The 26,500-nt window shown below is 73.2% G+C and carries 18 protein-coding genes; 7 read left to right on the top strand and 11 right to left on the bottom strand.

Annotation, left to right across the window (positions count from 1 at the left end; genetic code table 11):
* Positions 1 to 72 precede the first annotated feature (72 nt).
* A complete protein-coding gene (locus Dsi01nite_RS05710) occupies positions 73 to 2,145 on the top strand; it encodes a DUF4132 domain-containing protein (protein ID WP_203844965.1) in 2,073 nt (690 codons plus the stop codon).
* Here the strand turns inward: Dsi01nite_RS05710 and Dsi01nite_RS05705 are convergent.
* Positions 2,142 to 3,002: a hypothetical protein gene (locus Dsi01nite_RS05705; RefSeq protein ID WP_203844964.1), complete on the bottom strand. Its 861-nt coding sequence runs from the start codon at positions 3,000 to 3,002 to the stop codon at positions 2,142 to 2,144. The two genes, Dsi01nite_RS05710 and Dsi01nite_RS05705, sit on opposite strands and share 4 nt — an antisense overlap.
* A 347-nt stretch (positions 3,003 to 3,349) precedes the next feature.
* Between Dsi01nite_RS05705 and Dsi01nite_RS05700 the strand changes: the two genes are divergently transcribed.
* The 4 genes from Dsi01nite_RS05700 to Dsi01nite_RS05685 all read left to right on the top strand — a co-directional run bounded on the left by Dsi01nite_RS05700 (position 3,350) and on the right by Dsi01nite_RS05685 (position 11,575).
* Positions 3,350 to 7,177 (top strand): nSTAND1 domain-containing NTPase, encoded by a 3,828-nt coding sequence (locus Dsi01nite_RS05700; RefSeq protein ID WP_203844963.1) that lies wholly within the window; start codon positions 3,350 to 3,352, stop codon positions 7,175 to 7,177.
* A 150-nt stretch (positions 7,178 to 7,327) separates the two neighbouring features.
* Complete coding sequence (locus Dsi01nite_RS05695; RefSeq protein ID WP_239135715.1) at positions 7,328 to 10,063, top strand: cation-translocating P-type ATPase; 2,736 nt, start codon at positions 7,328 to 7,330, stop codon at positions 10,061 to 10,063.
* A complete protein-coding gene (locus tag Dsi01nite_RS05690; RefSeq protein ID WP_203844962.1) occupies positions 10,060 to 10,953 on the top strand; it encodes a polyphosphate kinase 2 family protein in 894 nt (297 codons plus the stop codon). The genes Dsi01nite_RS05695 and Dsi01nite_RS05690 overlap by 4 nt, the downstream gene beginning before the upstream one ends.
* A 115-nt stretch (positions 10,954 to 11,068) precedes the next feature.
* The gene (locus Dsi01nite_RS05685; RefSeq protein WP_203844961.1) at positions 11,069 to 11,575 is read left to right on the top strand and encodes a DUF1269 domain-containing protein; all 507 of its coding nucleotides are present in this window, start codon (positions 11,069 to 11,071) and stop codon (positions 11,573 to 11,575) included.
* 72 nt (positions 11,576 to 11,647) lie between these two features.
* Here the strand turns inward: Dsi01nite_RS05685 and Dsi01nite_RS05680 are convergent, their stop codons facing one another.
* Positions 11,648 to 12,133, bottom strand: coding sequence for a DinB family protein (locus tag Dsi01nite_RS05680; RefSeq protein WP_203844960.1), 486 nt, complete (start codon positions 12,131 to 12,133; stop codon positions 11,648 to 11,650).
* 65 nt (positions 12,134 to 12,198) lie between these two features.
* On the opposite strand from Dsi01nite_RS05680, the gene Dsi01nite_RS05675 reads away from it, so the two are divergent.
* Together Dsi01nite_RS05675 and Dsi01nite_RS05670 are read left to right on the top strand one after the other, a co-directional pair.
* A complete protein-coding gene (locus Dsi01nite_RS05675; protein ID WP_203844959.1) occupies positions 12,199 to 12,885 on the top strand; it encodes a FadR/GntR family transcriptional regulator in 687 nt (228 codons plus the stop codon).
* On the top strand, positions 12,882 to 14,078 hold the full coding sequence (locus Dsi01nite_RS05670; RefSeq protein WP_203844958.1) for an MFS transporter: 1,197 nt from the start codon (positions 12,882 to 12,884) through the stop codon (positions 14,076 to 14,078). Before Dsi01nite_RS05675 ends, Dsi01nite_RS05670 begins: the two co-directional genes overlap by 4 nt.
* 13 nt (positions 14,079 to 14,091) lie before the next feature.
* On the opposite strand, the gene Dsi01nite_RS05665 is transcribed toward Dsi01nite_RS05670, so the two are convergent.
* From Dsi01nite_RS05665 to Dsi01nite_RS05625, 9 genes are all read right to left on the bottom strand, one after another.
* Entirely contained in the window at positions 14,092 to 15,495 is a 1,404-nt protein-coding gene (locus Dsi01nite_RS05665) for a TY-Chap domain-containing protein (RefSeq protein ID WP_203844957.1), read from the bottom strand.
* A gap of 15 nt (positions 15,496 to 15,510) precedes the next feature.
* Positions 15,511 to 16,296: a threonine/serine exporter family protein gene (locus Dsi01nite_RS05660; RefSeq protein WP_203844956.1), complete on the bottom strand. Its 786-nt coding sequence runs from the start codon at positions 16,294 to 16,296 to the stop codon at positions 15,511 to 15,513.
* A gap of 73 nt (positions 16,297 to 16,369) precedes the next feature.
* Positions 16,370 to 17,938 carry a TerD family protein gene (locus Dsi01nite_RS05655; protein ID WP_203844955.1) on the bottom strand — a complete coding sequence of 523 codons (1,569 nt, stop codon included), beginning with the start codon at positions 17,936 to 17,938 and terminating at the stop codon, positions 16,370 to 16,372.
* A 138-nt stretch (positions 17,939 to 18,076) separates the two neighbouring features.
* Entirely contained in the window at positions 18,077 to 19,009 is a 933-nt protein-coding gene (locus tag Dsi01nite_RS05650) for a sortase (protein WP_203844954.1), read from the bottom strand.
* The gene (locus Dsi01nite_RS05645) at positions 19,006 to 21,765 is read right to left on the bottom strand and encodes a hypothetical protein (protein ID WP_203844953.1); all 2,760 of its coding nucleotides are present in this window, start codon (positions 21,763 to 21,765) and stop codon (positions 19,006 to 19,008) included. The genes Dsi01nite_RS05650 and Dsi01nite_RS05645 overlap by 4 nt, the downstream gene beginning before the upstream one ends.
* The gene (locus tag Dsi01nite_RS05640) at positions 21,762 to 23,399 is read right to left on the bottom strand and encodes a phosphate ABC transporter substrate-binding protein PstS (RefSeq protein ID WP_203844952.1); all 1,638 of its coding nucleotides are present in this window, start codon (positions 23,397 to 23,399) and stop codon (positions 21,762 to 21,764) included. The genes Dsi01nite_RS05645 and Dsi01nite_RS05640 overlap by 4 nt, the downstream gene beginning before the upstream one ends.
* A gap of 47 nt (positions 23,400 to 23,446) precedes the next feature.
* On the bottom strand, positions 23,447 to 24,550 hold the full coding sequence (gene pstA, locus Dsi01nite_RS05635; protein ID WP_203844951.1) for a phosphate ABC transporter permease PstA: 1,104 nt from the start codon (positions 24,548 to 24,550) through the stop codon (positions 23,447 to 23,449).
* 14 nt (positions 24,551 to 24,564) lie between these two features.
* Positions 24,565 to 25,614: a phosphate ABC transporter permease subunit PstC gene (pstC, locus tag Dsi01nite_RS05630; protein ID WP_203844950.1), complete on the bottom strand. Its 1,050-nt coding sequence runs from the start codon at positions 25,612 to 25,614 to the stop codon at positions 24,565 to 24,567.
* Positions 25,611 to 26,414, bottom strand: coding sequence for a phosphate ABC transporter ATP-binding protein (locus Dsi01nite_RS05625; RefSeq protein ID WP_203844974.1), 804 nt, complete (start codon positions 26,412 to 26,414; stop codon positions 25,611 to 25,613). The genes pstC and Dsi01nite_RS05625 overlap by 4 nt, the downstream gene beginning before the upstream one ends.
* Positions 26,415 to 26,500 lie beyond the last annotated feature (86 nt).

Below are 26,500 nucleotides of genomic sequence, written 5' to 3'. Positions count from 1 at the left end.
TGGATATCCACCCGGTCGGAATCGTTTGTCTTCAGCGATCCGCTGACCGTCGCGGCCGCTACCCTCCTCAGGATGACGGCGGGCATGGCGGCGGGCATGGCGTGGGAGGACGGGGAGCGGGAGCGGTGGTGGTCGCGGGCCGCTGCGCTCGAGCACGGCCTGGAACGGCCCGACTGGGACGCGGTGGCGGCCCGCGCGGAGCGGGTCGCCGACCTGAGTCCGCCGCAGCTGTCGTGGCTGATCGCGAAGGGCCCCGAGGCGCCGGCGAAGGCGGTGCTCGGGTGGCCGCTGCAGCTGATGTGGCGCCGGCAACGCGCCGACCTGGGCCGGGTCGCGGTCGCGCGGTTCGAGCTGGACGCGCTGGGGTTCGCGCTCAAGGAGGCGGCGGAGCAACCGGACCTGCTGGGCTCGGTCGTGCTGCCGTTCCGGGCGCCGGAGGTGGCCGAGCTCGTCGCGGGGTGGCTGGGGCACCTCGGGTCCGCGCGGCTGTGGGCACGGCTGTGGTTCCGGCGGCACGCCGGGTTCGCCGCGCGGGCCCTCGCGCCGGTCGCGGGCGGGCGCCCGGGCCGGGCCCGCCGGCAGGCCGAGGAGGCGCTGCGGCACCTGGCCGGGGAGCCGGCGCCGGCCCCCGCGCGCACGGTGGTCCCGGCGGCGTGGACGCTGCCGCGGATCCGGCTCGCCGGCGGCGGGACGATGCCACGGCGCGACGTCGCGCGGCTGGTCGAGGCGCTGACCCGGGCGCGGCTGGCGGACCCGCCCGAGCCGCCGCCGGGCGATCCGGCCCCGGCACACGGCGGGCCGCCGCTGGCGGTGGCGTCGGCGGCGGCCGTGCAGCCACTCGTGCACCCGCCCGATCCGGACACGGAGAAACTGCTCGCGGAGTGCGAGCCGGGGAGCCTGGCCGGGTTCGGGCGGTGGCTGCTGAGCCAGTGGCTGGCGGACGGGATGCCGCCGGCGCAGGCGTGGGTGGTGCCGGCGCAGGCACACGTCGGCGACGACGCCACGATGGACGTCCTGGCACCGCTGGTGCGGACGTGGCCCGCCGGCGGCCGGTGGGAGCGGTCGCGGCACGGGGTCGCGGTGCTGGCCACGGTCGGCACCGACGTCGCGCTGCGGCACGTGCTGGCGATGGAGGGGCGCATCTCGGGCGGCCCGACGAAGGACCGGGTCGGCGACTACCTCGCGCAGGCCGCCGCGCGGCGCGGGCTGTCGGTGCCGCAGCTGGCGGACCGGCTCGCGGACCCGCACGGACTCGACACCGGCGTCACCCTCCACTATGGACCTCGGGCGTTCCGGGTCGCCGTCGACGAGCACCTCACCCCGTTCGCCGTCGACGCCGGCGGGCGCCGGCTGGCGAGGCCGCCCCGGCCGGGCGTCAGGGACACCGAGCCCGGGGCGCACCAACAGTTCCTGCGCCTGAAACGGCACCTGCGGGTGACCGCGGCGGCGCACACCGCGCGGCTGGAGCGGGACATGTTCGCGCACCGGCTCCGGCCGGCCCGGCACGTCACGGCGGTCCTGTTGCCGCACCCGGTGCTGGGCCCGATCGCCCGGCGGCTGCTGTGGGCGCAGTACGGTCCGGGGCACCGGCTGATCCGGGCGCTGCGGATCGCGGAGGACGGCAGCTTCGCCGACCTCCACGACGCCACCGCGACCGTCGCCGGCGACGCGCCGCTGGGCATCGCGCACCCGGCGGAGCTGCGCGGCGACCGGGCACGATGGGCCCGCATCTTCACCGACTACGAGATCCTGCAACCGTTCCCGCAGGTGCACCGGCCGGCGGTGGCGCTCACCGGGGCGCAGCGCACGGCGACGAGCCTGGCGGGATTCGGGCCGGTGCCGACGCGGGAGGTGATCGCTCTGATGCACCGGGACGGGTGGCGCGGCAACGCCTACGACCTGGAGCAGGACACGCACACCCAGCTGGCCCGCGACCTGGGCGGCGGGCTGACGCTGCTGGTCGAGCTGGACCCGGGCCTGGCGCGGTCGGCCCACATCGTGTCCCATCAGCAGCGGATCACGGAACTCTGGGCCGATCACGCCTGGTCCGAGCACTGGCAGCCCACCCGGCAGATCCCGATGGGACGGTGCGACCCGGCCGCGTTGTCCGAGGCGTTGGTCGAGGTGTACGGGCTGCGCGGCTAAGCCGGCGGTTCCTCCGCGGTCTCGGCCGGGATCTGCTCGACCGTCTGCACCGTCCAGAACACGGCGAACAGGCCGGCCACGATGATCTCCAGCCAGAACAGAGTGAGCACGCCGGTCAGCCACAGCACCAGCAGCAGGCCGGTGGCGCCGATCAGCACCAGCGCGATGACGCTGTACCGGTTCCTCGGCAGTTGCGCCGGCGGCGCGTCGGGGGTGCGTTCCTGCTGGTGCCGGCGGGCGTTGATGAACACCACCGCCAGGATGCAGGCGAACAGGCCGAGCGCGGCGACGTAGTGCGCGGTCGAGATGAACCGGTCCTCGGCCGCGACGAAGAAGCCCAGCGCCGAGGCGTACACCAGGAGCGCCACCGCGATGCCGATCCAGGTCGACCGGCCGTGCCGCCCCGGGCGGCGCTCGCGGGCCACGATCACGACGGTGGCGAGGATGCCCAGACCGCCCAACACCAGCAGGGCGAACATGTTGTTCTCCACGTTCGCCCGGGCGGCGGCCTCCAGCGCGCGCACCGACAGGCAGTCCACGCCGTCGGGCAGCTTGTCGGTGGCGACGCCGCACAGCCGCACCGCGGTGCGGAAGTCGTTGTCCCGGCCGGTGGGGACGATCGCGACCACGGCCGCGAACATGCCGCCGATGTTGAGCAGCACGTCCTCCGGGTCCGTCGTCCCGCGCAGCGCGATCATGCACGCGCCGAGGCCGATCAGCGAACCGACGAAGATGCTCTGCGCCGGCGTGTAGTAGTACGCGCTCACCGACGACAGCAGGTGCCAGCCCTGCTGCGCGGTCTGGTAGATCACCGACACGCCCAGGCCGACCAGGAGCGCGACCATGGCGATCCGCACGTAGCGGTATGACCTTGCCCATGTCTCATGCACCGGAACCCCCCAGTCACCGGTCACCGTACGGACACGTTCCGTACAACCAGCAAGGTGCTCCGCGCCGCGGCCGGCGTCCAGCGTCAAGTCGGCAAGTTGACGGTCGGTCGCGCCGGCCGCAGCCGCCGGCGGTATGCACACCGCCGGCGGCTCCCCCGATCTCGGCCGGGTGGTCCCGGACCACCGTCGGCCTCCCTTCTCCAGTACGTGAGGTCGTTCGGGAATCAACGTTGGGCGCTGCGCGGCTTGACCGGTAGGTTGTGCGGCGCCGGACAAACAACGCCGGACAACCCAGCAGCAGCAGCGAGGTGACCGTGGGCCGGCCGGAGAAACCCGTCGATCCGCAGGCGGGCCCGGTGCAGCGGCTCGCCTGGCAGCTCCGGCAGCTGCGTGAACGGGCCGGCGCGCCCAGCTACCGGCTGCTCGCCCGGCGGGCGCACTTCTCCGCGAGCACCCTCGCCGAGGCCGCGAAGGGCGACCGGCTGCCGTCGCGGGAGGTCACGGTCGCCTACGCGGTGGCGTGCGGCGGCGACGCCGACGAGTGGACGGCCCGCTGGACCGCCGCCGAGGAGGCGCTCACCCGGCTGGCCGGACCGCCGGTCGAGCCGTTGGAGCCGGTGCCCTACCTCGGGCTCACCGCGTTCCGGGCCGAGGACGCCGGCTGGTTCTTCGGCCGGGACGCGCTCGTCGACCGGCTGCTGGCCAGGGTACGGCGTACGCCGCTGGTCGCCGTCCTCGGCGCCTCCGGCAGCGGCAAGTCCTCCCTGCTCGGTGCCGGGCTGATCGGCGCCCTGGCGGACGACCCGCAGTGGCGCACGATGCTGTTCACGCCGACCGCGCAGCCCCTGGAGGCGTTGTCCGCCGAGATCGCGAAGCTGTCCGGCACCGACCGGGACCGGCTGCGCGACGAGCTCGAGCGGGACCCGGCCGCGGCCGACGTCGCGATCCGCGGGACCCTCGCCGCGGGCCCGCCCGGCACCCGCGCGCTGCTCGTCGTCGACCAGTTCGAGGAGCTCTACACCAGCTGCACCGACCGGGTCGCCCGGCGGCGGTTCGTCGACGTGCTGCTGGACCTGGGCCACGGCCCGGACCGGCACACCACGGTCGTGCTCGGGGTGCGGGCCGACTTCCTCGGCCACCTGGCCCAGCACGCCGACCTGCTGGCCGCGCTGGGCGACGACGCCACCGTGCTGGTCGGCCCGGTCGGCGGCCCGGACCTGCGCGAGATCGTGACGCGGCCGGCCGCGCGGGCCGGCCTGGTGGTCGACCCGGACCTGCTCGCGACGCTGCTCGCCGACGTCGCGGACGAGCCGGGCACGCTGCCGCTGGTGTCGCACGCGCTGCTGGCGACCTGGCAGCGGCGCACCGCAGCGGCGTTGACGCTGCGGGACTACCAGGCGAGCGGCGGGGTGCGCGGCGCGATCGCGCAGAGCGCCGAACGGGTCCACGCGGGCCTCGACGAGGCGGAGCGGCAGGCCGCCCGGCGGATCTTCGTGCGGCTGGCGGCGCTCGGCGACGGCACCGAGGACACCCGGCGGCGCATCGCCCGGGCCGAGCTGGACGGCATCGCCGACGAGGCGGTCACCGAGCGGGTCCTCGCCGAGCTGGCCGACGCCCGGCTCGTCGTGCTCGGTGACGGCACCGTCGAGGTCGCCCACGAGGCGCTCATCCGGGCCTGGCCGCGGCTGCACCGGTGGCTCACCGACGACCGCGCCGACCTGGCCGTGCACCGGCGGCTGACCGGAGCGGCACAGACCTGGGCGGCGCTGTCGAACGACGCCGGCGCGCTGTACCGCGGCGCGCAGCTGGTCGCCGCCCGCGGCCTCGCCGAGGAACGGCCCGGCGAGCTGAACCGCCTGGAGCAGGCGTTCCTGCGGGCCAGCAACGTCTGGGCGGAGGCCGAGCAGCGCACCGCCCGGCGCCGCGCCCGGCTGCTGCGGCGGCTCGTCGCCGGGGTGGCCGCGCTGCTGGTGCTGGCGCTGCTCGGCGGCGGCATCGCGGTGCGGCAACGGCAGGACGCCCGCCGGCAGGAGCTGGCCGCGCTGTCCGGCGAGCTGTCGCTGCGGGCCCGGTCGCTGCTGGGCACCGACCCCGAGCTGGCCGGGCTGCTCGCCGTCGAGGCCATGAGGTTGCACCCGGACGTGGAGACCCGCGGCAGCGTGCTGAGCGCCGCCGCCGCGCCCCGCCGGACCGAGCTCAACGCCGGCGGCCCGCCCATCGCCGCGGTCGCGTTCAGCCCCGGCCGTGCGCTGCTCGCCGCGTCCGCCAACGACGGCACGATCGGGCTGTGGGATCCGGTGCGCGGCGCCCGCCTCGGCACGCTGTCCGGGCCGGCCGGACGCGCTGCCGGGCTCGCCTTCACCGCCGACGGGTCCAGGCTGGCGACGGCGGGCTTCGACGGCACCGCCGGATCCGTCGCGATCTGGGACACCTCGACGCGGCGGGAGGTGGCCCGGTTCGCCGAGGAGGGCATGACCTCGGCGCTCGCCTTCAGCCCGGACGGCGGCCGGGTCGCCGTCGGCGTGCCCACCGGGATCGCGGTGCACGACCTGCGCACCGGACAGCGCACCGTCCTCGGTGGACACTCCGCCCCGGTCGCGTCGCTGAGCTTCAGCGCCGACGGGCGGTGGCTCGCGGCGACCGACGGCACCGGGTGGCTCTGGGATCTCGATGCCGCGCCGGCACGGGTGGCGCTGCCGGGTGGGCCCGTCGCCGTGCTCGCCTTCGCCACCACCGGCACCGTCCTGGCCGGCTCCGCCGAGACCGACGGCGTGAAACTGTGGGACGTCGGCGGCGGGACACCGCGGCCGCTGCCGCAGCTGCCGGTCGGCGGCCGCACCGCGTGGACGATCTCCGCACCGTCCGCCGGGCGGCTCGCCGTCGCCGACGAGAACGGCGCGGTCACCGTGTGGGACCTCGGCAGCCGGCTGCCGCTGCGCACGTTCCAGGACCGGGGCCGCTCCGAGACCGTTTCGGTCGCGCTCAGCGCCGACGGCACCACGCTCGCCTCCGCCGGGTTCAACGGCACCATCGTCGTGCGCGACCTGACCGCCGCCGCGTTCGGCGGGTCAACCGCACCCGTCCGCGACGTCGCCGTCAGCCCCGACGGGTCGACGGTCGCGACGGCCGGCGGCGACGGCGTGGTGCGGCTCTGGCACGCCGACGGCCGCCCGCTCGGCACGCTCACCGGACACCCCGACGAGGTGGCCGCGGTCGCGTTCGACCCCACCGGCCGGCTGCTCGCCGCGGTCACCCGGACCAGCGTCGTCACCGTCTGGGACGTCGCCGCACCCGGTCAGGCGCCGCCCGGTGGCCCGGTCTTCGGGCCTGCGGCGCCGCCGTTCGCGGCCCGGCCGTCGGGGCCGACCACCGACGTGGCGTTCGCCCCGGACGGCGGGCTGCTCGCCACCGCCACGTTCGCCCCCGTCGTCTGGGACGTGCGGACCCTGGACCGGCCGGCGGACGTGACGGCACGGTTCCCGAGCCGCATCGTCACGTCCCTCGCCTTCACCCCGGACGGGCGGCGGCTGCTCGGCGCCAGCGTCGGCGGCTACGTCAACACCTGGGACGTCACCACCGGGCAGCAGCTCGGCCGGGTCAACACGGGGCAGCGGGCGGTCCAGTCCATCGCGGTGTCCCCCGACGGCCGCCTGTACGCCACCGCCGGCGACAGCCGGACCATCAAACTGTGGGACACCGCGAGCGGGCAGCAGCTCGCCGAGCTGTCCGGGCACACGGCGGCCGTGCAGGTGGTCGCGTTCAGCCGGGACGGGCGGATGCTCGCCTCGGCCGGCGACGACCGGACCGTGGTCGTCTGGGACGTCGCCGGGCGCCGGCCGGTGGCCCGGTTGAGCGGGCACGCCGACCGGGTCCGCGGCCTGGCCTTCACCACCGGCGGCGCCTCCACCGACCCCGGCTCCGGTCCCGGCGGCGGCCCGGTCCCCGGCGGTGACGGCGACCTGGTCTCCGGCGGTGACGGCGACCTGGTCTCCGGCGGTGACGACGGCCGGTTGATCGGCTGGACCCTCGACGTGCGGGCCGCCGAGCACCGCATCTGCGCGGCGGGCCGGGTCCTGAGCCGCGCCGAGTGGGCGGCGAACCTCGGCTCCCGCCCGTACCACCCCATCTGCACCGGCCGCTGAACCGCTCCGGCCGCCGTCCCGCGCCGGGCCGCCTCCCCCGGCGCGGGTGATCGACAAGGATCGCCCGGCGACGGGTCAACGGCCGGCGAGTGGGTATTGCCGCCCGACGCTGCGAGATACGTGCGCCGGACTGCAGGAGGCGACAGACTCATGGTCACGATGCCGGCCGTGGAGGCGGAGGCCCCGCCCTTCCACGCGCTGTCGGTCGAGGACGCGCTCGCCGTCGAGCACGTCGAGCCGCGGGCCGGTCTGCCGGCCGAGGAGGTCTCGGCCCGGCGCGCCGCCTACGGCCCGAACCGGATGGTCGAGACGCGGAAGGAGCCGTGGTGGCGGGCGTTCGCCCGGCAGTACGCCGATCCGATGCAGATCGTCCTGCTGTGCGCCGGCATCGGCTGCCTGTATCCGCTGCGGCAGCTCGGCACGGGCCTCCTGCTGCTGCTGCTGACCCTGCTCAACGCGGTGCTGGGGCTGCGCCAGGAGGGCAAGGCCGCGGCCGCCGTCAGCGCGCTGCAGCAGATGATGATCGTCAGGGCGCGGGTCCGGCGGGACGGCCAGCTGGCCGAGCTCGCGGCCGAGGAGCTCGTCCCGGGTGACGTCGTGCTGATCGAGGCCGGCGACCTGGTGCCGGCCGACGGGCGGCTGGTCCGGTCGGCCGGGCTCGAGGTCGACGAGTCCGCGCTGACCGGTGAGAGCCTCCCGGTCGCCAAGGACGCGGAGACCGTCGCCGGAGCCGAGGCGGCCCTGGGCGACCGGGTCGACATGGTGTACATGAACACGAACGTCACCCGGGGCACCGGCGAGTTCGTGGTCACCGCCACCGGGATGGCGACCGAGGTGGGCCACATCTCCGGGATGCTGCAGGCGGAGCGGGACACCGAGACGCCGTTGACCCGGCAGCTGGCGCGGCTGACCAACCAGATCCTCATCGTCGCCGGCGTCGCCCTCGCCCTGTCGATCGGGCTGAACCTGTCCCGGGGCAACTCCTTCAACGCGGTGTTCCTGGCCGCCGTCGCCTTCGCCGTCTCGGCCATCCCGACCGGCCTGCCCGCGGTCGTGACGACGATCCTGTCGATGGGCACCCAGCTGCTCGCCCGGTCCAACGCCATCGTCAAGCGGCTGCGCTCGACCGAGACGCTCGGCTCGACGTCCGCCGTCAACTCCGACAAGACCGGGACGCTGACGCTGAACCAGATGACCGCCGTCGAGCTGACCATCCCCGGCCGGCGGTACGTCGTAACGGGCAGCGGCTACCGCACCGACGGCGACATCCGGCACGCGGCCGGCCAACCCGACATCCCCCTCGAACCGTTCCTGCTGCCGCTCGCGCTCGCGGGCGACGCGGTCGTCCGCGACGGCGAGCTGATCGGCGACCCCACCGAGGGCGCGCTGGTCGTCCTCGCCGAGAAGGGGCACCTCGACGTCGTCTCGACCCGGCAGCGGTACCCCCGCCTGGCCGAGGTGCCGTTCGACGCCGCGTACAAGCTCATGGCGACGTTCCACCGCATGACCGACGACGCCGGCAACGACGTCGTGCGCGCCTACGTCAAGGGCGCCCCGGACCAGCTGCTGGCCCGCGCGGCGGCGGTGGTCTCCCCCGGCGTGGCCACCACCCTGCTGGACGACGGGCTGCGGGAGCGCTACCTGGCCGAAAACGAGCGGCTCGCCGCGCAGGGGCTGCGGGTCATGGCCACGGCCCGCAAGGACTTCGCGCCGGCCACGTTCGACCCGCAGGCTGCGCTCCTCGACTCGCTCGACGGGCTGACCCTGCTCGCCCTCGTCGGCATCGTCGACCCGCCGAGGCCGCAGGCGAAGGCCGCGATCGCCACGGCGAAGGCCGCCGGCCTGCGCGTCCGCATGATCACCGGGGACCACGCCGGCACCGCCTCGGCCATCGCGGCGCAGCTCGGCATCGACGGCCGGGTCATCACCGGCGCCGAGTTCGCCGCGATGAGCGACGAGCAGCTGCTCCGCGACGTCGGCGACATCGGGGTGATCGCCCGGGTGACCCCCGAGCACAAGGTCCGCCTCGTGGACATCCTGCAGCGCCAGGGCCAGATCGTCGCGATGACCGGCGACGGCGTCAACGACGCGCCCGCCCTCAAACGCGCCGACATCGGCATCGCGATGGGCATCACCGGCACGGAGGTCTCCAAGGAGGCCGCCGCGATGATCCTCACCGACGACGACTTCGCCACCATCGTCAAGGCGGTGGAGATCGGCCGGGCGCTGTACGACAACCTCAAGCGCTACGTCTTCTTCCAGATGGGCGCACTCGTCGGCTTCATCGCCACGTTCCTCGGCGCCAGCATCTTCAACATCGCCACCGGCGTGCCGTTCCTGCCGCTGCAGACGCTCTGGGTCAACTTCACCACCCAGGTGTTCCAGGCCATCGGCCTGGGCTCCGGCAAGCAGGACGCCGACATCATGCGGCGACCGCCGCGCCGCGCCGACGAGCCCTTGCTGCCCACCCGCACCCTGCTCTGGCTCGCCTTCCTCGGCCTGGTCATGGGGGCGGCCACCCTCGCGGTCATCGCCTGGGCCGGCAACACGCACGGGATGGACGTGGCCCGCACCATGGGCCTGGCGACCTTCTCGATCCTCAACCTGTTCCTGTCGTTCACCGTCCGCAGCGACGTGCGGTCCGTCTTCACCATCGAGACCTTCGACGACCACCGGTTCCTCGTCGCCAGCGGCATGTCGGTGATCGCGATCATCGTCGCCACCGAACTCGGCCTGCTGCAGCGCCTGCTCCACACCGTCAGCCTCGACCTCACCCAGTGGATCGTGTGCATCGCCGCCGGCCTGTCGATCATCGTGGTCACCGAGCTGCGCAAACTGGTGCTGCGCCACCGCAGCGCCACCGCCGGGCAGGAGGAGCGTCCATGACCGACCGGGTCGCCAAGCGCATCGCCGAGCTGATCGCACCGTTGCGGGTCGAGCCGGGCACCAGGGTCCGGTTGCCCCGGCACCACGATCCCGCGTACACCGGACCCCTGGCGAGCAAGCAGGACGGTGCCGAGCTGCTCCAGCGCGGGGTCACCCTGCTGACCGACTTCCAGGCCCGGCTCGCCGCGGAGAACCGGCGCGGCCTGCTCGTCGTGCTGCAGGGCCCCGACGCCGCCGGCAAGGACGGCACCATCCGGCACGTGATGAGCGGCGTCAACCCGCAGGGCGTGCACGTGCACAGCTTCAAGGTCCCGTCGGCGGAGGAGCTCGACCACGACTACCTGTGGCGCTTCGCGCAACGGCTGCCCGGCCGCGGCGAGATCGCCATCTTCAACCGGTCGCACTACGAGGACGTGCTCGTCGTCCGGGTCCACCCCGAGCTCCTGGACCCGCAGAGGCTGCCGTCGACCTCGTCCCGCATCTGGAAGCAGCGGTTCCGCGCCATCAACGACTGGGAGCGGCACCTGACCGACAACGGCTTCCAGGTGGTGAAGCTGTTCCTCAACCTGTCCCGCGAGGAGCAGCGGGACCGGCTGCTCGACCGGATCGACCGGCCCGAGAAGAACTGGAAGTTCTCCGCCGCCGACCTGCGCGAACGGCAGAGCTGGGACGCCTACCAGTCGGCGTACTCCGACATGCTGTCGCACACGAGCACCGACTGGGCGCCCTGGCACGTCATCCCGGCCGACCGCAAGTGGTTCGCCCGGATCGCCGCGGCGGCGGTGATCGCCGACGCGCTCATCACGCTCGACCCGCACTACCCCACGGTCGACCCGGCGGCCCGCCGCGAGCTGCTGTGCGCGAGGACGGCGCTGCGGGCGGAAGGCTGACCGTCACTCCCCTCGGGCGAGGCGGTTCGACGGCCGTTTGGCCAACGTTGCAGGTGGCTGAGACGCCCGCCGGGTTGAGGATCCCGGCCGTTCGACACCGCAGGAGGGAACGAGCATGAGCGAAATGATCGCGATCGAGTACACCGACGTCGACACGGCGAAGACCGCCCGAGAGAAGATCATCGACCTGCAGCGACAGGGACTCATCAGCGTTCGCGACGCCGCCGTCGTGCAGGTCGAGGCCGGCGGCAAGATCAAGGTGCACCAGGCGGCGTCCGCGACCGGCGTCGGAGCGGCCAGCGGCGCCATGTGGGGCGGTCTCATCGGACTGCTGTTCCTCGCCCCGTTCATCGGCATGGCGGTGGGTGCCGGGGCCGGCGCGCTGGCCGGGAAGAGCGTCGACGTCGGCGTCGACGACAAGTTCATGAAGGACCTCGCCGCGACGCTGCAGCCCGGCACGGCGGCGCTCTTCCTCCTCGTCGATCAGGTCACCGTCGACAAGGTCGTGGCCGAGATGGCGTCGCTGCAGCTCGGCGGCAGGCTGCTGCACAGTTCGCTGAGCCGCGACGCGGAGCAGCACCTGAACGACGCCGTCCAGGCCGCCCGCCTGGCCCACGTCTGACGCCCCGGCTGGGCAACCCGGGATCGCGGCCGCATCGCCGCGGGTCCCGGGTTGTCGCATGTCAGGGCTGGCTCAGCGGGTCAGGTCCAGCAGGTGGTGCTCGACCTCATGGACGGTGTGCCGGCCGAGCCACAGCATCGTGCGTGACTCGACGACCGGCCAGTTGTAGATCCCGGTGCGCTCCCACTGCGCCGGGCTCAGCGCGGTGAAGGCCCGCGCCAGCTCGTCCGCGGCCGCCGCCAGCTGCGCCACCACGACCCGCGGGTCCTGCGCGTTGTAGGCGTCGGACACGACGAGGTCCTCCCGGCCCATCGCGACGAACTCCGGGTCGTCGGTGCGCAACGCCAGGTCCAGCCGCCGGCCCTGGACCCGCAGGACGTCCCGGACATGGCAGGTGTATTCCAGCGGCGACCACACCTCGGGCGAGGGCCGCCGCCGGGGATCGGGGATCCCGGCGAGCGCGGCGCCGAAGCGGGGCCCCGCCGCCGCCAGCCGGCCCGGCAGGTCCCGCGCCGTGACGCTGTCGTAGGCGAACCCGCACTCACCGCAATGATCCACGCCGCCCACGATATCTTGCTGCAAATGTCCTACAATCCAGCTGTCCTACATTTGGAGGTCACTGGATGCTGTCGAGTCCCCGGCGGGGCGTGCCGCTCGCCACGCAGGTCGCCACGCAGTTCAGGGCGCTGATCGCGGCCGGCGACTGGCCGGTCGGTGGGCGGATCCCGCCCGAGCACCGGCTCACCGAGGAGCTCGGGGTCAGCCGCAACACCGTGCGGGAGGCGTTGAGCGCGCTCGTGCACCTCGGGCTGCTGGAGGCGCGGCCGGGCGACGGCACCTACGTGCGGGCCGACAGCGAGCTGCAGGTCTCGCTCGGCCGCCGGGTCGCCGCCGCCGACCCGGACGACGCGTTCGAGGTCCGGGCCCTGCTCGAGCACCGCGGCTCCCGCCGGGCCGCCCTGCACGCCACCGCCGAGGACGTGGCCCGGCTCCGCGAGCTCCTCGAACACCGCGACGCCGCCCGCGCCGCCGGTGACCTGCCCGGCTTCGTCGAGGCCGACTTCGCGTTCCACCGCGCGGTCGTCATCGCCGGTGGGAATCCGCTGCTGGCGGAGCTGTACCAACACCTCAGCCCGGTCATCACCCAGACCATCAACGACACCGCCGCGCTGGACGAGGACCGGGCCGTGCACGAGCTGCACCACCGCCTCGTCGACGCGATCGCCGCCGGCGACCCCACCGTGGCCGAGGCGTGCAGCGTCGCGCTCGTCGACGAGGGTCGCGACATCCTGCACGGGAGCGCCTCATGACCGTCTCTGTCGCCTCGCCATCAGCTGGGACCCGCCCCCGGGTCGGCCTGCTCGTGGTGGGCATCCTGCTCATCGCCACGAACCTGCGGGCCGCGCTGACCTCCGTCGGCCCGGTGCTCGACGACGTCCGCGCCGACCTGGGCCTGACCGCCACCGCCGCGGGCGTGCTGACCGCGCTGCCGCTGCTCGCCTTCGCGGGCTTCTCCCCCCTCGCGCCCCTGGTCGCGCGCCGGCTCGGGCTGGAACGCACCATCGGCCTCGCCCTGGCGGTGCTCGCCGCCGGCATCGTGCTGCGCTCGGTGCCGGTCACCGGCGCCATCTGGGCCGGCACCGTCGCGGTCGGCGCGGCGATCGCCGGCTTCAACGTGCTGCTGCCCAGCCTGGTCAAGCGCGACTTCCCGGACCGGGTGGCGCAGCTGTCCGGCTCCTACTCCGCCACCCAGAGCATCGTCGCGGCCGTCGCCTCCGGCGTGGCGGTGCCGATCGCGGGCGACTCCCCCGGCGGCTGGCGGATCGCGCTGGGCTGCTGGGTCGGCCTGACCGTCGTCGCGGCGGCGTTCTGGCTGCCGCAGCTGCGCGCCCACCGGTCCTTCGCCGCGGCCTCCGTCGCCGAGGCGGCGCACCGTTCACCGTGGCGCAGCGCCATCGGCTGGCAGGTCACCCTGTTCATGGGCCTGCAGTCACTCGTCTTCTACGTGATGGTCGCGTGGCTGCCCACCATCGAGCAGTCCCATGGTGTGACCGCGACGGCCGCCGGCTGGCACCTGTTCGGCTACCTGATCGCCGCGGTCGCCGCGAACCTGGCCGCGCCGCACCTCATGCGCCGCCTGCGCGACCAGCGACTCGTCGCCCTCCTGTGCGCCGCGCTCATCCTGATCGGCGTCGGCGGCCTGCTCCTGGCGCCCGGCGCCGCCGTGCTCTGGCTGGTCAGCGCCGGCTTCGGGGCGGGCCTGTCACTCGTGCTGTGCCTGTCCCTGTTCAGCCTGCGCGCCGTCGACCACCGGCAGGCCGCGGCGCTGTCCGGGATGGCGCAGTCGATCGGCTACCTGCTCGCCGCGTCCGGTCCGGTGCTCATCGGGGCACTGCGCGACGCCAGCGGCGGCTGGACCCTGCCGCTGACGGTGCTGTGCGTGGTGATCGCGGTGATGGGCGGCTTCGCGGTCCGGGCCGGCCAGGACCGGGTGATCGGCTGACCGGCTGGGTCCGTCAGCCGTGTTCGAGGGTGAGGCGGTTGGCGTACATGCGTTCGGCGGGGGTGTCGGACCAGGCGGCGCCGCCCAGCTCCTCCGGGGTGGTGATCCCGGCCTGGTCCAGCGCCGCCCGCACCCGCTCGACCAGATCGGCCGTGACGTCGGGGCCCGGCGCGGCGGCCAGCCGGGCACCGTACTGGTCGGACCAGCCGAACCGGGCCGTCACCCGTTCCCGCGAGAACCGGCCTTCGGCGATCATGTCGCCCTTGCGGCGGGAAAGCCGCCAGCGGGCGGTGCGGGCGTACGGGTGCAGCAGCGGCAACGCCGAACTCCAGGACGTGAACAGCAGCCGCAGCTCCTCGATCGTCCCGTCGAGGGTGGTCGACGTCGAGTGCGGGTAGGACATCATCCCGAGCAGCTGCTTGGCCTCCGGCGCCTCCACGTCCGGTTCGGTCATCCACAGCTCGTCCGGGCTCCAGTCGTCCGGCGACATCATCCACTTGTGGTCGTTGTAGATGACGGTCTCCCGCGGTTCGGTCGGCTCGACCAGGAGCTGGACCTCCCCGCTGAGGTGGGCGGACAGGGTCAGCGTGGTGCGGGCGCCGCGCCAGCGGGCGAACGGCTCCCGGTCCATGTCGCCGACGAGCGGCGGGTGCCCGAGCGCGGCGGCCGCCCCGGCGAGGGCCTGCCGGAACACCTGCGCCAGGTCGGCCTCGGCGACCGGCAGGGCCACGCTCACCGCGTTGACCTCGCCGTGCCCGCGGTGGCCGGCGTGGTAGGTCAGGGCGCTGACCCGCTCGCCGCCGGCCGCGGTGAGTCGCGGGTGCCGGCCGGAGGACGAGTCCTGCCAGCCCTGCTCGGCCACGAGACGGTCGAACGCGGCCTGCGACCAGTCACCGATCCCGTCGGCGAACAGCGTGCACCACTGCCGCCACGCGGGTGACGGCGGCGGCAGGAGGGTGGCCGGGTCCGGGTCCGGCGCCGCCTGCTCGGCATCGGCTGTCACGGTGTGCAGCCGCGGCGCGCGCAGCCCGTTGTTGTTGAACGAGCTGTACGTCAGCGTGGCCGGGTCGGCGATCCCGCGCACGTCCCGGAGCGTCCGCACGATCACGTCGGCCCACCGGGCAGCGGTGGCCTGGTCCAGCGGCGCGGGCGCCTCCGGCTGGGCCGTGGTCTCGGTCTCGGCGGACGGCGTCCAGCCCAGCGCCGTCAGCGCCGCCTCGGTCGGCGAGCCCGGCTCGCCGGGCTTGGTGTGGACCAGCACCGACGGCCCCTTGACGGTGATGCCGCGGCCGAACCGGATGAACTGCACGAAGCCGTCCGCACCGTCGAGGGAGATCGCGTCCTCGGGCCGCAACCGCAGCAGCGCGTCGGCGAGCTCATCCTGCACCGCCGGCCATCCCTGGTGTTCCTGGGACATCGATATGCTCCTGTCTCAACCGTTGTCGATGAAGATGACGACCGATCCGGCGGGCGCGGGGCGCCGCCGATGCGCGGTCTCGTCGGAGAACCACAGCTTGTGCTCCCGCCAGGCCAGGATGCCGCCGACCGCGAACCGGCCGCGGGGTCCCCCGGAGTCGGTCTCCATGCGCCAGCCGAGCGTGCTCAGGTGGTCGGCCAGACGCTCGATCATCACGGTCCGCGCGGCACCGTCGGTGGCCGTCACCACGAACTCGGCCGTGCAGTTGCCGCTGGTGCCGCCGGACGCGCAACGATCGCCCCAGGCCAGCTGGAACGTCGGCGGCAGCGGCAGGATCTCCTGGTCGCGCACCAGGAATCGCCAGGAGTCCTCGTCGATCCTCGAGAAGGTCTGGGTGCAGCACGCGCACGGCAGCAGCACCAGGGCCGCCCCGAGGACCGCCCATCCGGCTCGCTTCAGGCCGCGGGTCAATCCTTCGACCAGCACCGCGGCCACCGCGACCAGGCCCACGGCGACCCACACGACCAGGTAGTCCTCCGCCGGCGGGAGCAGCAGGCCGGCCCTGGGCCGTTGCGACACGGCGAACGCCGCCGCCAGCCCCGTCGCAAGGACCGCCCCGACGGTGATGCCGACCACCGGGCCGAAGCCGGTTCCCCACGCCCAGACCCCGACGACGATCTGTCCGAGGACGGCGGCCACCAGCGCGGTCCGCCACTCGCCCTGGACCAGCGGGAGCAGGCCGACCGCGATCCCGGCGGCCGAAAGCCCCTGGCGCCAGCGCACCGACAGCCGATCGTGCACCCGCACCTCCCCCGTCCCGGTGAACGGGTGCGAGCTTAGGCGGTGCGCCGCCCGGCGGCTGCCCCGGTGCGGGTCAGATGCGGGCGCCCTTGGCGAGGTTGCACTTGCGGCACAGCAGCTGGAGGTTGCCGACGCTGGTCGCGCCGCCGCGGCTCCACGGGATGACGTGGTCGAACTCGAGATACTCGGTGGCCCGGCACTCCACGCACGCACCGCCGTCGCGACGCCACACCTCGGACTTGATGGCGGGGGCGATGGCGCGAGTGTCGCGCTGGGCGGGGACGTTCGCGGTCCGTTTGGCGATCCGCAGCACGCCGGTGAGCACGGCCGCCACATGTTCGGCGTCGTCGACCTTGTAGTTGCCGCCCCTGGCGGTCGCCGTAATGACGACACGGCCGTTCTCCGGGCGGATCTCCATAACCCTGCCCCAGGCAATCTCCGACCCGGCACCGGTGTCGCCGAGGAAGCGCAGCTTCGTGTTGGTCGCGATCAGGCGGCCGGGGTTGGGGCGCGGGCCGTTGGCCAGGAACCTGATGCTGGCGGCGGGCAGGTCCAGGTGGAGGATCTCGCTGGCCTCCAGATGCAGGGAGGTCTGCGTGACCGTGGGGACGTCGCCGTCGGCGATGCGGGCCAGGTCGAGGCCGCGCTGCAGCCGGCGGCGCATGTCGGCGATCGCGGTGTCGGTGATGCCGATGCGGCGCACCGCGTCCTCGAACTCGTCGACCTCGTGCTGCTCGATCAGGTCGTCGGCGAACGCGAACGCCACCATCTGCTCCAGGTGCTGCAACGCGACCGGCCGCAGCGCCCGGCGGCCGGCGGCCTCCCCCACCCGGTGGAAGCGCAGCTCGTTGGTCAGGGCGTCCCACTCCGGGCCCTGCGGACCGGCGGCGGCGAGGACCCTGGCGGCCTTGGTGCTCCACACGTTGAGCACGTTTGCGATCTCCGTCGCGCACGGGACGCACGAGAGCGGCTGGTCCGCGTGCGCCCGGGTCTTCGTGCCGCCGCACCGCCCGCAGCCGGTCGCCGTCTCGTGGAAGAGCCGGATGGTCCGCACGCCCCACTCGGTGCCGTTCCACCAGCGCTGGTGCTGCGGGTCGGTGGGCACTGGGTACCAGCCCGGTTCGCGCTCCTCCTCGTCGACGGTGACCCCGTAGTTGGTGGCGAGGCCGGACAGGCCGGAGTCCCAGCCCTGCCCGATGGCCCGGAACTTCCACCGCCCGTCGCGCCGGTAGAACTCGCCGAACACCATCGCGGTGACCCGCTCGACCCCGGCGATCGGGAACCGGGCGAGGATCCGCCCGTGCCGGGTCGCGACGGTGACCTCCAGGCCGGGCACGGCGTCGAACGTCCCGCCGTCCATCGAACCGGCGACGACGACCCTGCTGACCTGTGCCGGGAGCCGGTGCAGCTGCACCTCGAGGCTCGCGCCGCGCGGGCCGTCCTCGGTCAGCTCGACCGTGCCGGCGGCGTCGCGCGGCTGGTTGAAGAACACGAAGTCCGCGTCGCTGCGGACCTTGTCGTCCGCGGCGAGCAGCAGCGCACACGGGTCCACGGACGAGCCCGCGCCCCACGCGATCGACGCGCGGACGGCCGGTTCGTCGATGGCGGTGTTCGCACCGCGGGCGAGCGCGATGGTTGTCATGGTGGGGCCACCTCCGGCGCGATCGTATCGAGCCGGGGTGACCATCAGCGATCATCCACTCACGAATATGGACGTCCGTCCGGGGCCACGGCACGATGCGCACACCGTGCTGGCTGAACGGTCGATGGCCGGAAGGTGTCAGGAAAGGTTCGGCAGGAACTCGGCGAGGGTCTCCACGGTGCCCCAGAGGCAGGCGAGCAGGATCGGCGCGCCGACGAACCAGGTCTGCAGGCCGCCCCAGCGTTGCCGGGCCCACGTGGTCGCGAGGGCCGCGGCCACGAACACCTGGAGCCAGAACACCAGCGGCACCAGGGCGTCCGGGTCGGCCTGCATCGCCTTCTCGGCCACCGCCACCGACCTCGGCCGGCCCGGGTGGCCGGGCAGGACGTCGCCGGACTTGAGGACCGCGTCGACGTAGACGACCCGGTTCGGCGCCCAGCCGCTGCGCCAGCCGTCGGCCTCGGCGGTGACCAGGGTCAGCCGGGCGCCGCCGGAGGGCAGGGGTGCGGGCAGGGGGTCGCTCTCGCGGCGTACGCCGGTCACCTCGTAGCGCATGACGCCCAGGCCGCTGGTGGCGGTGACGGGGTCGCCGGGCTGCAGCTCGGTGACCCGGCGGAACGGGCCGCCGAACGCGGCCGCGTGGCCGTAGACGACGGAGGTGCCGGGCTGGCCGGGCAGCGCGGTGTCGCGGCGGTGCCCGGGGCCGTCGCGCATGACGCCGGAGCTGGTGCCCTCCACCACGATCTGGCGCAGGCCGATGCCGGGCGCCTCGATCAGCGCGACCGGGGTGCCGGGATCGATCTCGCCGCCGATGGGCACGGTCGCGAGGGCCAGCTTCTCCCGGAAGTCGTTGTACAGCTGCTGCTGGGTGCGGGCCTGCTGCACGGCGCTGACCCCGAGCGCGTACGCGACGAGCCAGCCAGACAGCACGGCGAGGGTCAGCAGCGACCGCACGACGACGGTCACGGCGGCCGGCGGGGGCAGCTTGGTCAGGACCACCGGCTCCGGCAGGAGGTCCTCGAAGTCGTCGTCGTCATCGGCCGGGGATTCGAGCACGGCAGTCGCGGTCATGTCGCCTTCCACCAGGTCACGACGAACGTCACGGCACGGGTGACCGAGCCGATCAGGAAGGTCGCCAGCGTGATGATCACGGCGACCGGCAATGCCCAGGCGGCCAGGGCCGAGGACAGCCCGGCGGTGAACCCGGCCGTCCGCTGCGCCGCTTGCGGCGCCGCGGACGCGGAGGCGGACGGCACGGCGCCGGAGGGGCGGGTGCCGGTCGCCGGCACCGTGGCGGTGCCCGTGCCGGTGTTGCCCGTGCCGCCGCCGGTCGTGGGCGGCGGGGGTTTGACGTCGTTGCCGCCCTGCACCAGCGGGATCGTGCCGGCCTGCGCCGCGACGGCGTCGGCGGCACGCAGGGTGAAGGCGGCGAAGTCGCCGAGCCCGTTCGCGGCGGTCAGCGGCAGGTAGCCGGGCGGGAGCAGGCCGCTGCCCAGCCCGGGGGTCTGCCCGGGGCCGACCGCGAACTTCAGGAACTGGGCCAGCTTCGCGCCGTCGGCGCCGATGTTCTCCGTCGGGATGGTCGCGAACACGGGCAGGGTGCCCGGATAGGCGCTCGCGCCGTCGGCGCTGACGAGCTTGTCGTACTGCATGACCCAGGTGTTCGCGGTCGTGTCCTGCTTGACGAACCGCATCGCGGCCGCCATCGAGTCCCCGGTCGGCGCGACGAAGGTGCGGCCGTCCCGGCCGGTGAACTGCGCCGTGGTGGACGCCGTCGAGTGTGACTGCAGGGCCGCGGTGTTGAGCTGGAGGAACTCGGCGTCGGCGAGGCTCGTCACGCCGAGCATGAACCGGCCCCGGAACTCCTGACGGCCGATGGCGCTCATGTTGACGCCGACCGGCGTGCTCTTCTCGTCGAGGAGCAGGGAGCAGTTGACGTGGGCGTTGGCCAGGGCGTATTGGACCCGCTGCGCGACGTTGGCGAGGCTCGCCACCGGCGAGGCGACCAGCGGCGGGTAGGGGATCTGCGCCAGGGTGTCGGTGTACTCGGTGTTGGAGCAGCCGGTGTACGGCGTGAAGTTCGGCGACACGAACGAGTCCAGCAGCGGCCAGGCCGGCAACGGCAGCTGGATGCCCTTGTAGCCCGGGTTCACGACCATGCCCCACGGGTCCTTGGCGCCGTTGAGGAACGCCCGCGCCTCCGGGTCGGCGTTGAGGTACGCCGACAGCGCGTACATCACGTCGGAGTTGACGGACAGCGCCAGCAGCGTCGAGGAGCTCAGAATGGTGGCGTAGCCGTCGCCGATGGTGGGGTTGAGCGCCTTGAACTCCGGGTCGAGGGTGACCGCGAGCGGATTGTCGGCCATCGCCAGGTACGGGTCGTTCTTGTCCGCCTTGCCGTAGGCGGCCTTCAGGTCACCCTTCGTCGGGTACGACTCGCTGAGCAGCTTCGCGAGCAGCCGCGCGTTGAGCTTCAGGTCCTTGTACTCGTTGCCCGTCGCGTCGTCCATCGTGTAGCTGATCGCGAAACCGGTCACCGCGATCGGTGCGCTGACCGTCCGGATCGGGTACGGCTCCGGTGGTGGGCTGCTGACCAGTGCCGCCCTCGCGCCGCTGGCCACCAGCGCGGCCTTGGCCTGCGGCTCGCCGAGCCGCACGTGCCGGAACTTGAAGCGGGTGGGGTCGGTGCAGAACGCGGTCGCCCACTGGTCGGTGGCCTGCACCATCAGCTCCGAGCCGAACATGTCCAGCGGGATGTCGTTGTCGGTGAGGACGCACAGGTTCCCGGATGGGACGAACGTGAGCGGGACCGTGATCCGGTTGCGCCAGTTCGAGGCGCTCCACCAGAATCTGGCGGTCACCGCGACGTCGATCTGATCGGGGTCGTTGTTGTCGTAGATCTCGCCAACGCCCTTGCGCCCGTTGGCCTTGCACTTGGACCCGCCGTCCTTGAGGTCGACCCCCGTGGGGCGGTCCTCGGCCGGCAGTGCCGCGGCGGCGAGGTCGCAGCTCACGCCCATGATCGGCAGCACGACGAGCGTGCACAGGACCGTCGTGGAGCAGCCCAGCGACTGGTTCTGTTCGTCCGTCGTCACCACGAACTTGATGCTGCCGTCGCCCTTGGCGTTGCTCGCCGCGTAGGTCGTGTTCGTCGGCGTCGAGTCCTTGTCCTCGACGTTGACCATGTCGGTGGCGAGGACCGGGCCGCAGCTGTCGTTCTCCCGCCGGTTGAGCGGATAGTAGGTGATGTTCTGGGGCGGCGGGCCGACGAAGGGCACGTACCGCGCCGGTGGACTGACCTCCGACGCCAGGTCGCAGCTCGCCGGCGGCGAGGGTGGGAGACCGACGGTGCCCCGGCGGTTGGCGGCGGTCTCGTACCGGTCGAGCCGCCACGGCGGGAACTTGACGGTCGGATCCGTGTACCGGCGCTCGCCGACCCCCTGGGTCCAGCACGTGCTCGGGTCCAGCGGATGTGCCGGGGTGTCGACGCCACGGCACTGCATCACCACGACCGGGTACTCCTGCAGCGGCGCCTGCACGCTGTTGGGGGCGCTCGACGTGGCCCGGGTCGGCTGGGCGCCGGTCCAGCTCACCCTGATCTGCTGGTTGCTGCGCAGGCCGGTGACCTGGCTGACGGTGGCGGTGACGGTCTTCGTGACGGCCGGGGACTCGGTGCCGTCGGCCTCCACGTGCGAGCGCGTCATGGTCTTGGTCGCGGTGAACTCGGGCTCCGGCTCGTCGCTCGGCGCGGAGTAGCTCGGCCCGGACAGGATCAGTCCGGAGCAGACCAGCAGCACGGCGACGCTGGCGATCCGGCGGCGGCTCACGGCTGCTCCCGGCGGCGGCGCAGCCAGCGACCGAGCAGGGCGGGGCCGAAGACGACCAGCAGCAGCAGCGCCGCCGCGGCCGGGCCGAGCACCTTCATGTGCTTGCCGGTGGTGAACGCCGCGAGGTCGTTCGGGACGCCGACGGCGTTGGCGTCCCCGCCGCCGCTGCCACCGCCGCCGCTGATCACCTCGCCGGTGTCGGGGTCGATCTGGCCGGCCGCAGCGGCGGATCCGGACGCCGACGGGTTGGTGGTCGCGCCACCGGTGCCGGTGCCGGTGCCGCCGCTACCGTTGCCGCCCGCGGTGTTGGTGCCGCCGGTCGCCCCGGTGGCCGCGCACGGGCCGGCACCACGCTTGTCGCAGTCCGCCGGATTCGGCGCGATCTGCGCCAGGTGGTTGCGGGCCGGGTCGGCGGGGTCGAACGTCGGGTTGTTGCACTGGTTGACCGGCTTGGCGGCCACGGTGACCTGCGCGTCGGCGGCGTTCAGCCGTTTCAGTTGCGTGAAGCCGGCCTCCACCAGGTTGACCGGCAGCGGCGAGTAGCCGGTGGCGCCCATCGAGCGCTGCCCGGTGCAGATCGAGTAGGCCATGAAGTCGACCAGGGTCTGGCGCTTCTCGCTGTTGATCCGTGGGTCCTTCTTGCTGTCCCCGATCGGCAGCAGCATGTACGAGTAGGACGACATGGGGTACGTGCGCCGGTCCGGGTTGATGTAGACCTTGTCCAGCTTCTGCAGCAGGTACGTGTTCGGGTCCTTCGGGTCCATGTTGAGCTCGGCGGCGGTCAGGGCGACCGCGACGTTGTACTCGCTGGGCGAGGTGAAGTAGCCGGCCTTGTTCTCCAGCTTCACCACCGGGTAGCCGGCGCCGAGGGCGTAGGAGTACTCGTCGTAGCCGATGGCCCCGTTGCTCGACCCGGCGGTGACGGTGTTGATGACGCCGTCGGAGCCGTTGACCGCGTAGACCTTGTTGCCGCGGGTGCCGGTCGCCGGCAGGGGCGGGAAGTATTCGGTGAACTCCGGCGATCCGTTGTACGCCCGCCACAGGCTGGGGTACTGGTTGGCCAGGTACGAGGTGAACTGGGCCGTGGAGCCCGAGCCCTCGGAGTGCGCGACCACGATGATCGGCAGCGACGGCAGCTTCCGGCCGTTGTTGTCGGCGCTGATCTGCGCGTCGTTCCAGTTCGTGATCTGCCCGAAGAAAATCTTGGCCAGGGTCTCGCCGGACATCCGGATGTTGCGCACCAGCTGGCCGCCGACCCGGACCTGGTAGACGAACGCGGTGCCGCCGGCGACGATCGGCAGGTAGGCGAACTCCCGTCCCTGGGCGGTGTCCTTCTGCTTGGTCTTCGGGTCCTCGCCGCGGAAGCCGATGTCGGTGATGCCGAAGTCGGTGGCGAGCGCGGCGAAGTCCTTGCGGCCGGTCGCCGAGCCGGTCGGCGTGAAGTCGACCTGCAGGCCCTGCTTCTGCACGTCGGCGACCCACTGGTTCAGCGCGTTCGCGCTCCAGGACGAGCCGGTGCCGGTGATCCGGGCGTGGCCGACGGCCAGGGCCGGGGTGGCCGGCGCGACCAGGGTCGCGACCATCGCCAGCACGGCCACGATGGCGAGCCGCGTGCGGGCGGCGGAAGTGTGCACGATGATTCCTCGTCTGTCGGTCGTGGGGCGGGTCGGTCGCATGGCGGTCACACCTTCGGCCGGGCGAGCCAGCGGGCCAGGGAGAACAGCAGCAGCACCACCGTGAGCAGGACCGCCGCGGCCCCGAACCCCCGGTCGATGAACTGCGGCTGTCCACTTCGGACACCGATGAAGATGAACAGCGGCAACGAGTTCATCGTGTTCTCGGTCGGATTGAGGTTGAGGAACGTGGACGCTCCGGAGGTGATCAGCACCGGCGCCGTCTCGCCGATGCCGCGGGCGACGCCGAGGATCAGCGCGGTCGCCAGGCCGGGCCGGGCGGTCGGCAGCACCACGTGGCGGACCACCTGCCACTGCGACGCGCCGAGCGCCAAACCCGCCTCGCGCAGGCCGCCGGGCACCACCCGCAGCACCACGTCGGAGGCCCGCGCGATGATCGGCACCATCGTCACGGCGATCGCCAGACCGGCGGCCAGCCCCGACTTCGGCCACCCGAGTCCGACCACCAGCGTCGTGTAGACGAACAGGCCGGCGAGGATGTCCGGCACGGCCGTCATCGCCTCGACGACGGTCCGCACGACCTTCGACAGCCGCCCGCCGACCTCGACCATGTAGACCGCGGTCACCACGCCGAGCGGCAGTGAGATCAGCACCCCGATGCCGATCTCCACGGCCGAGCCGGCCAGCGCGTGCAGGATGCCGCCCTCGCTCATCGGGGCCGTCGGCCGCACCCCGCTCATGTCCTTGGTGAAGAAGTTCCAGTGCAGGGCCACCGGCACGCCGCGGACCAACGTGTAGAACACGGTCGACAGCAGCGCGACGGCGACGACGCCCGCGCCGGCCATCACGACGGCCCCGGCGACCCGGTCCACCACGACCGGCCGCGGGCTGGACAGGCTGGTCACGGTCGCGTACATCAGCAGGAACACGACATACCAGACGATGAGGAAGCCAACCAGCCCGGAGAACGGCAGGATCTTGCCGTAGAGGACCCAGGTCAGCGCGAGCGAGCCGGCCGTGGCGCCGAGGAGGCTCAGCTTGTCGTCGAGCGTGCGGGCACGCAACCGCCGGGGCCGCTCGGGAGCCGAAGGGTCCGTTTTCGTTGCGGCTGCGGCGTCGGTACGGGTGCCGCTCGTGCTCGTGGTCGACATGATCCCCTCCCGTCTCAGATCTCGGTGGACGCGCCGCTGCGGCCGCGGCTGACGATGATGGCGGCGATCGTGTTGACGATCACCGTGATGACGAAGAGGACGAAGCCGGCGGTCAGCAACGCGGCGAGCTGCGCCGCCGTCGCCTCGCCGAACCGGTTGGCGATCAGCGAGGAAACCGTGATCGTGCCGACTTCGAGCACCCGGACCTTGAGGTCGAACGCGATGCCGATGATCAGCAGCACGGCGACGGTCTCGCCGAGCGCCCGGCCGAGGCCGAGCATCGTGCCGCCGACGATGCCGCCCCGCCCGAACGGCAGCACCACGGTGCGGATCATGCCCCAGCGGGTCGCGCCCAGGGCGAGGGCCGCCTCCCGCTCGCCGGCCGGTGCCTGCGAGAACACGTCCTGCATCACGGCGCAGGCGATGGGGATGACCATCATCGCCACGACCAGACCCGCCGCGAACGCGGATCCGGTGTACTGCGACTGCGCCCAGACCGGCTCGTTCGGGTCCGTCTCGACCCGGAAGAACGGGATGAAGCCGAGGTTCTGGTGCAGCCAGTGCGCGATCGGGATCAGCTGCGGCCCGAGCAGGAAGAAGCCCCACAGCCCGTAGATGATGCTCGGCACGGCCGCCATCAGGTCGATCATCGCGACGAGGGACTTGCGCAGCCCCGGCGCGGCGTACTCGCTGATGTACAGCGCGCAGGCCAGCGCGAGGGGGAACGCGGTGATCATCGCGATGAGCCCGACCAGGAAGGTCCCGAGCAGCACGGCGGACATGCCGACCGCGTCGCGCTCCGGCTGCCAGTCGCTCTCGGTGAAGAAGCCCCAGCCGTACCGCGACAGCGTGGGGATCGACTGCAACGCGAGGAAGAAGCCGATCGACCCGAAGATGACCATGACCAGGATGCCGACACTCAGCGACCCGCCCCGGAAGATCCGGTCCTGCAGCGAGCGCGCCGCCGCCAGCTGGCGCGGCTGGTCCTGCTCGGGCTCCGGCACCAGGTCCGGCTCCGGGTCCGGCACCGGGTCCTGCGGCTTTTCCAGTGACACGACGCTCATCCGAACCGGCCGTTGACGTAGTCGGAGGTCCGCCGGTCCACGGGCGAACCGAACATCTGCTCGGTCTCGCCGCTCTCCACGATCGCGCCCGGCGTGCCGTGCTCGGCGAGGAAGAACGCGCACTGCTGCGAGACCCGGTGCGCCTGCTGCATGTTGTGCGTGACGATGACGATGGTGACCTCGGCGGCGAGCTCGGCGATCGTCTCCTCGATGACCCGGGTCGAGGTCGGGTCGAGCGCGGAGCAGGGCTCGTCCATCAGCAGCACCCGGGGCCGGATGGCGAGGGACCGGGCGATGCACAGCCGCTGCTGCTGGCCGCCGGACAGCGCGCCGCCGGGCGAGCGCAGCCGGTCGCTGACCTCCCGCCACAGGCCGGCCTTGATGAGGCACTCCTCGACCAGGGCGTCCTTCTCCGAGCGGCGGACCTTCAGGCCGGTCAGCTTGAGCCCGGCGACCACGTTGTCGTAGATGCTCATCGTCGGGAACGGGTTGGGCTTCTGGAACACCATGCCGATCTGGCGCCGCGCGTCGGTGATCCGGCGGCCGGTGTCGTAGATGTCGGCGCCGTCGAGCAGGACCTCGCCGGCCAGCTGTGCCGACGGCACCAGCTCGTGCATCCGGTTGAGGATCCGCAGGAACGTCGACTTGCCGCAGCCGGACGGGCCGATGAGCGCGGTGACCCGGCCGGGCTGCATCGTCAGCGACACCCGGTCCAGCACCTTACGGCTGCCGAACCAGGCCGAGATCGCCCGCGCGTCGAGCGTGGCGAGGGGCGCCGCCGGCGCCGCGACCGGCCGCATGGGATAGCCCAGCGGCGGCGCGGGGTAGCCCAGCGGCGGCGCGGTGTAACCCAGTGGCGGCGCGGGGTGACCCGGCGGCTGGAACT

Source organism: Dactylosporangium siamense, from assembly GCF_016862795.1.
Classification (GTDB): Bacteria; Actinomycetota; Actinomycetes; order Mycobacteriales; family Micromonosporaceae; genus Dactylosporangium; species Dactylosporangium siamense.
Note: the sequence above shows the minus strand (reverse complement) of the source record. Positions and strands in the feature narration are given on the sequence as shown.

What these genes read in the sequence shown, in the direction of transcription:
- Dsi01nite_RS05710 (WP_203844965.1), top strand. Translation starts at nt 73, where the DNA reads ATGACGGCGGGCATGGCGGCGGGCATGGCGTGGGAGGACGGGGAGCGG.
- Dsi01nite_RS05625 (WP_203844974.1), bottom strand. Translation starts at nt 26,414, where the DNA reads ATGCGGCCGGTCGCGGCGCCGGCGGCGCCCCTCGCCACGCTCGACGCG.
- pstC (WP_203844950.1), bottom strand. Translation starts at nt 25,614, where the DNA reads ATGAGCGTCGTGTCACTGGAAAAGCCGCAGGACCCGGTGCCGGACCCG.
- Dsi01nite_RS05675 (WP_203844959.1), top strand. Translation starts at nt 12,199, where the DNA reads ATGCTGTCGAGTCCCCGGCGGGGCGTGCCGCTCGCCACGCAGGTCGCC.
- Dsi01nite_RS05670 (WP_203844958.1), top strand. Translation starts at nt 12,882, where the DNA reads ATGACCGTCTCTGTCGCCTCGCCATCAGCTGGGACCCGCCCCCGGGTC.
- Dsi01nite_RS05685 (WP_203844961.1), top strand. Translation starts at nt 11,069, where the DNA reads ATGAGCGAAATGATCGCGATCGAGTACACCGACGTCGACACGGCGAAG.
- Dsi01nite_RS05690 (WP_203844962.1), top strand. Translation starts at nt 10,060, where the DNA reads ATGACCGACCGGGTCGCCAAGCGCATCGCCGAGCTGATCGCACCGTTG.
- pstA (WP_203844951.1), bottom strand. Translation starts at nt 24,550, where the DNA reads ATGTCGACCACGAGCACGAGCGGCACCCGTACCGACGCCGCAGCCGCA.
- Dsi01nite_RS05665 (WP_203844957.1), bottom strand. Translation starts at nt 15,495, where the DNA reads ATGTCCCAGGAACACCAGGGATGGCCGGCGGTGCAGGATGAGCTCGCC.
- Dsi01nite_RS05655 (WP_203844955.1), bottom strand. Translation starts at nt 17,938, where the DNA reads ATGACAACCATCGCGCTCGCCCGCGGTGCGAACACCGCCATCGACGAA.
- Dsi01nite_RS05695 (WP_239135715.1), top strand. Translation starts at nt 7,328, where the DNA reads ATGGTCACGATGCCGGCCGTGGAGGCGGAGGCCCCGCCCTTCCACGCG.
- Dsi01nite_RS05650 (WP_203844954.1), bottom strand. Translation starts at nt 19,009, where the DNA reads ATGACCGCGACTGCCGTGCTCGAATCCCCGGCCGATGACGACGACGAC.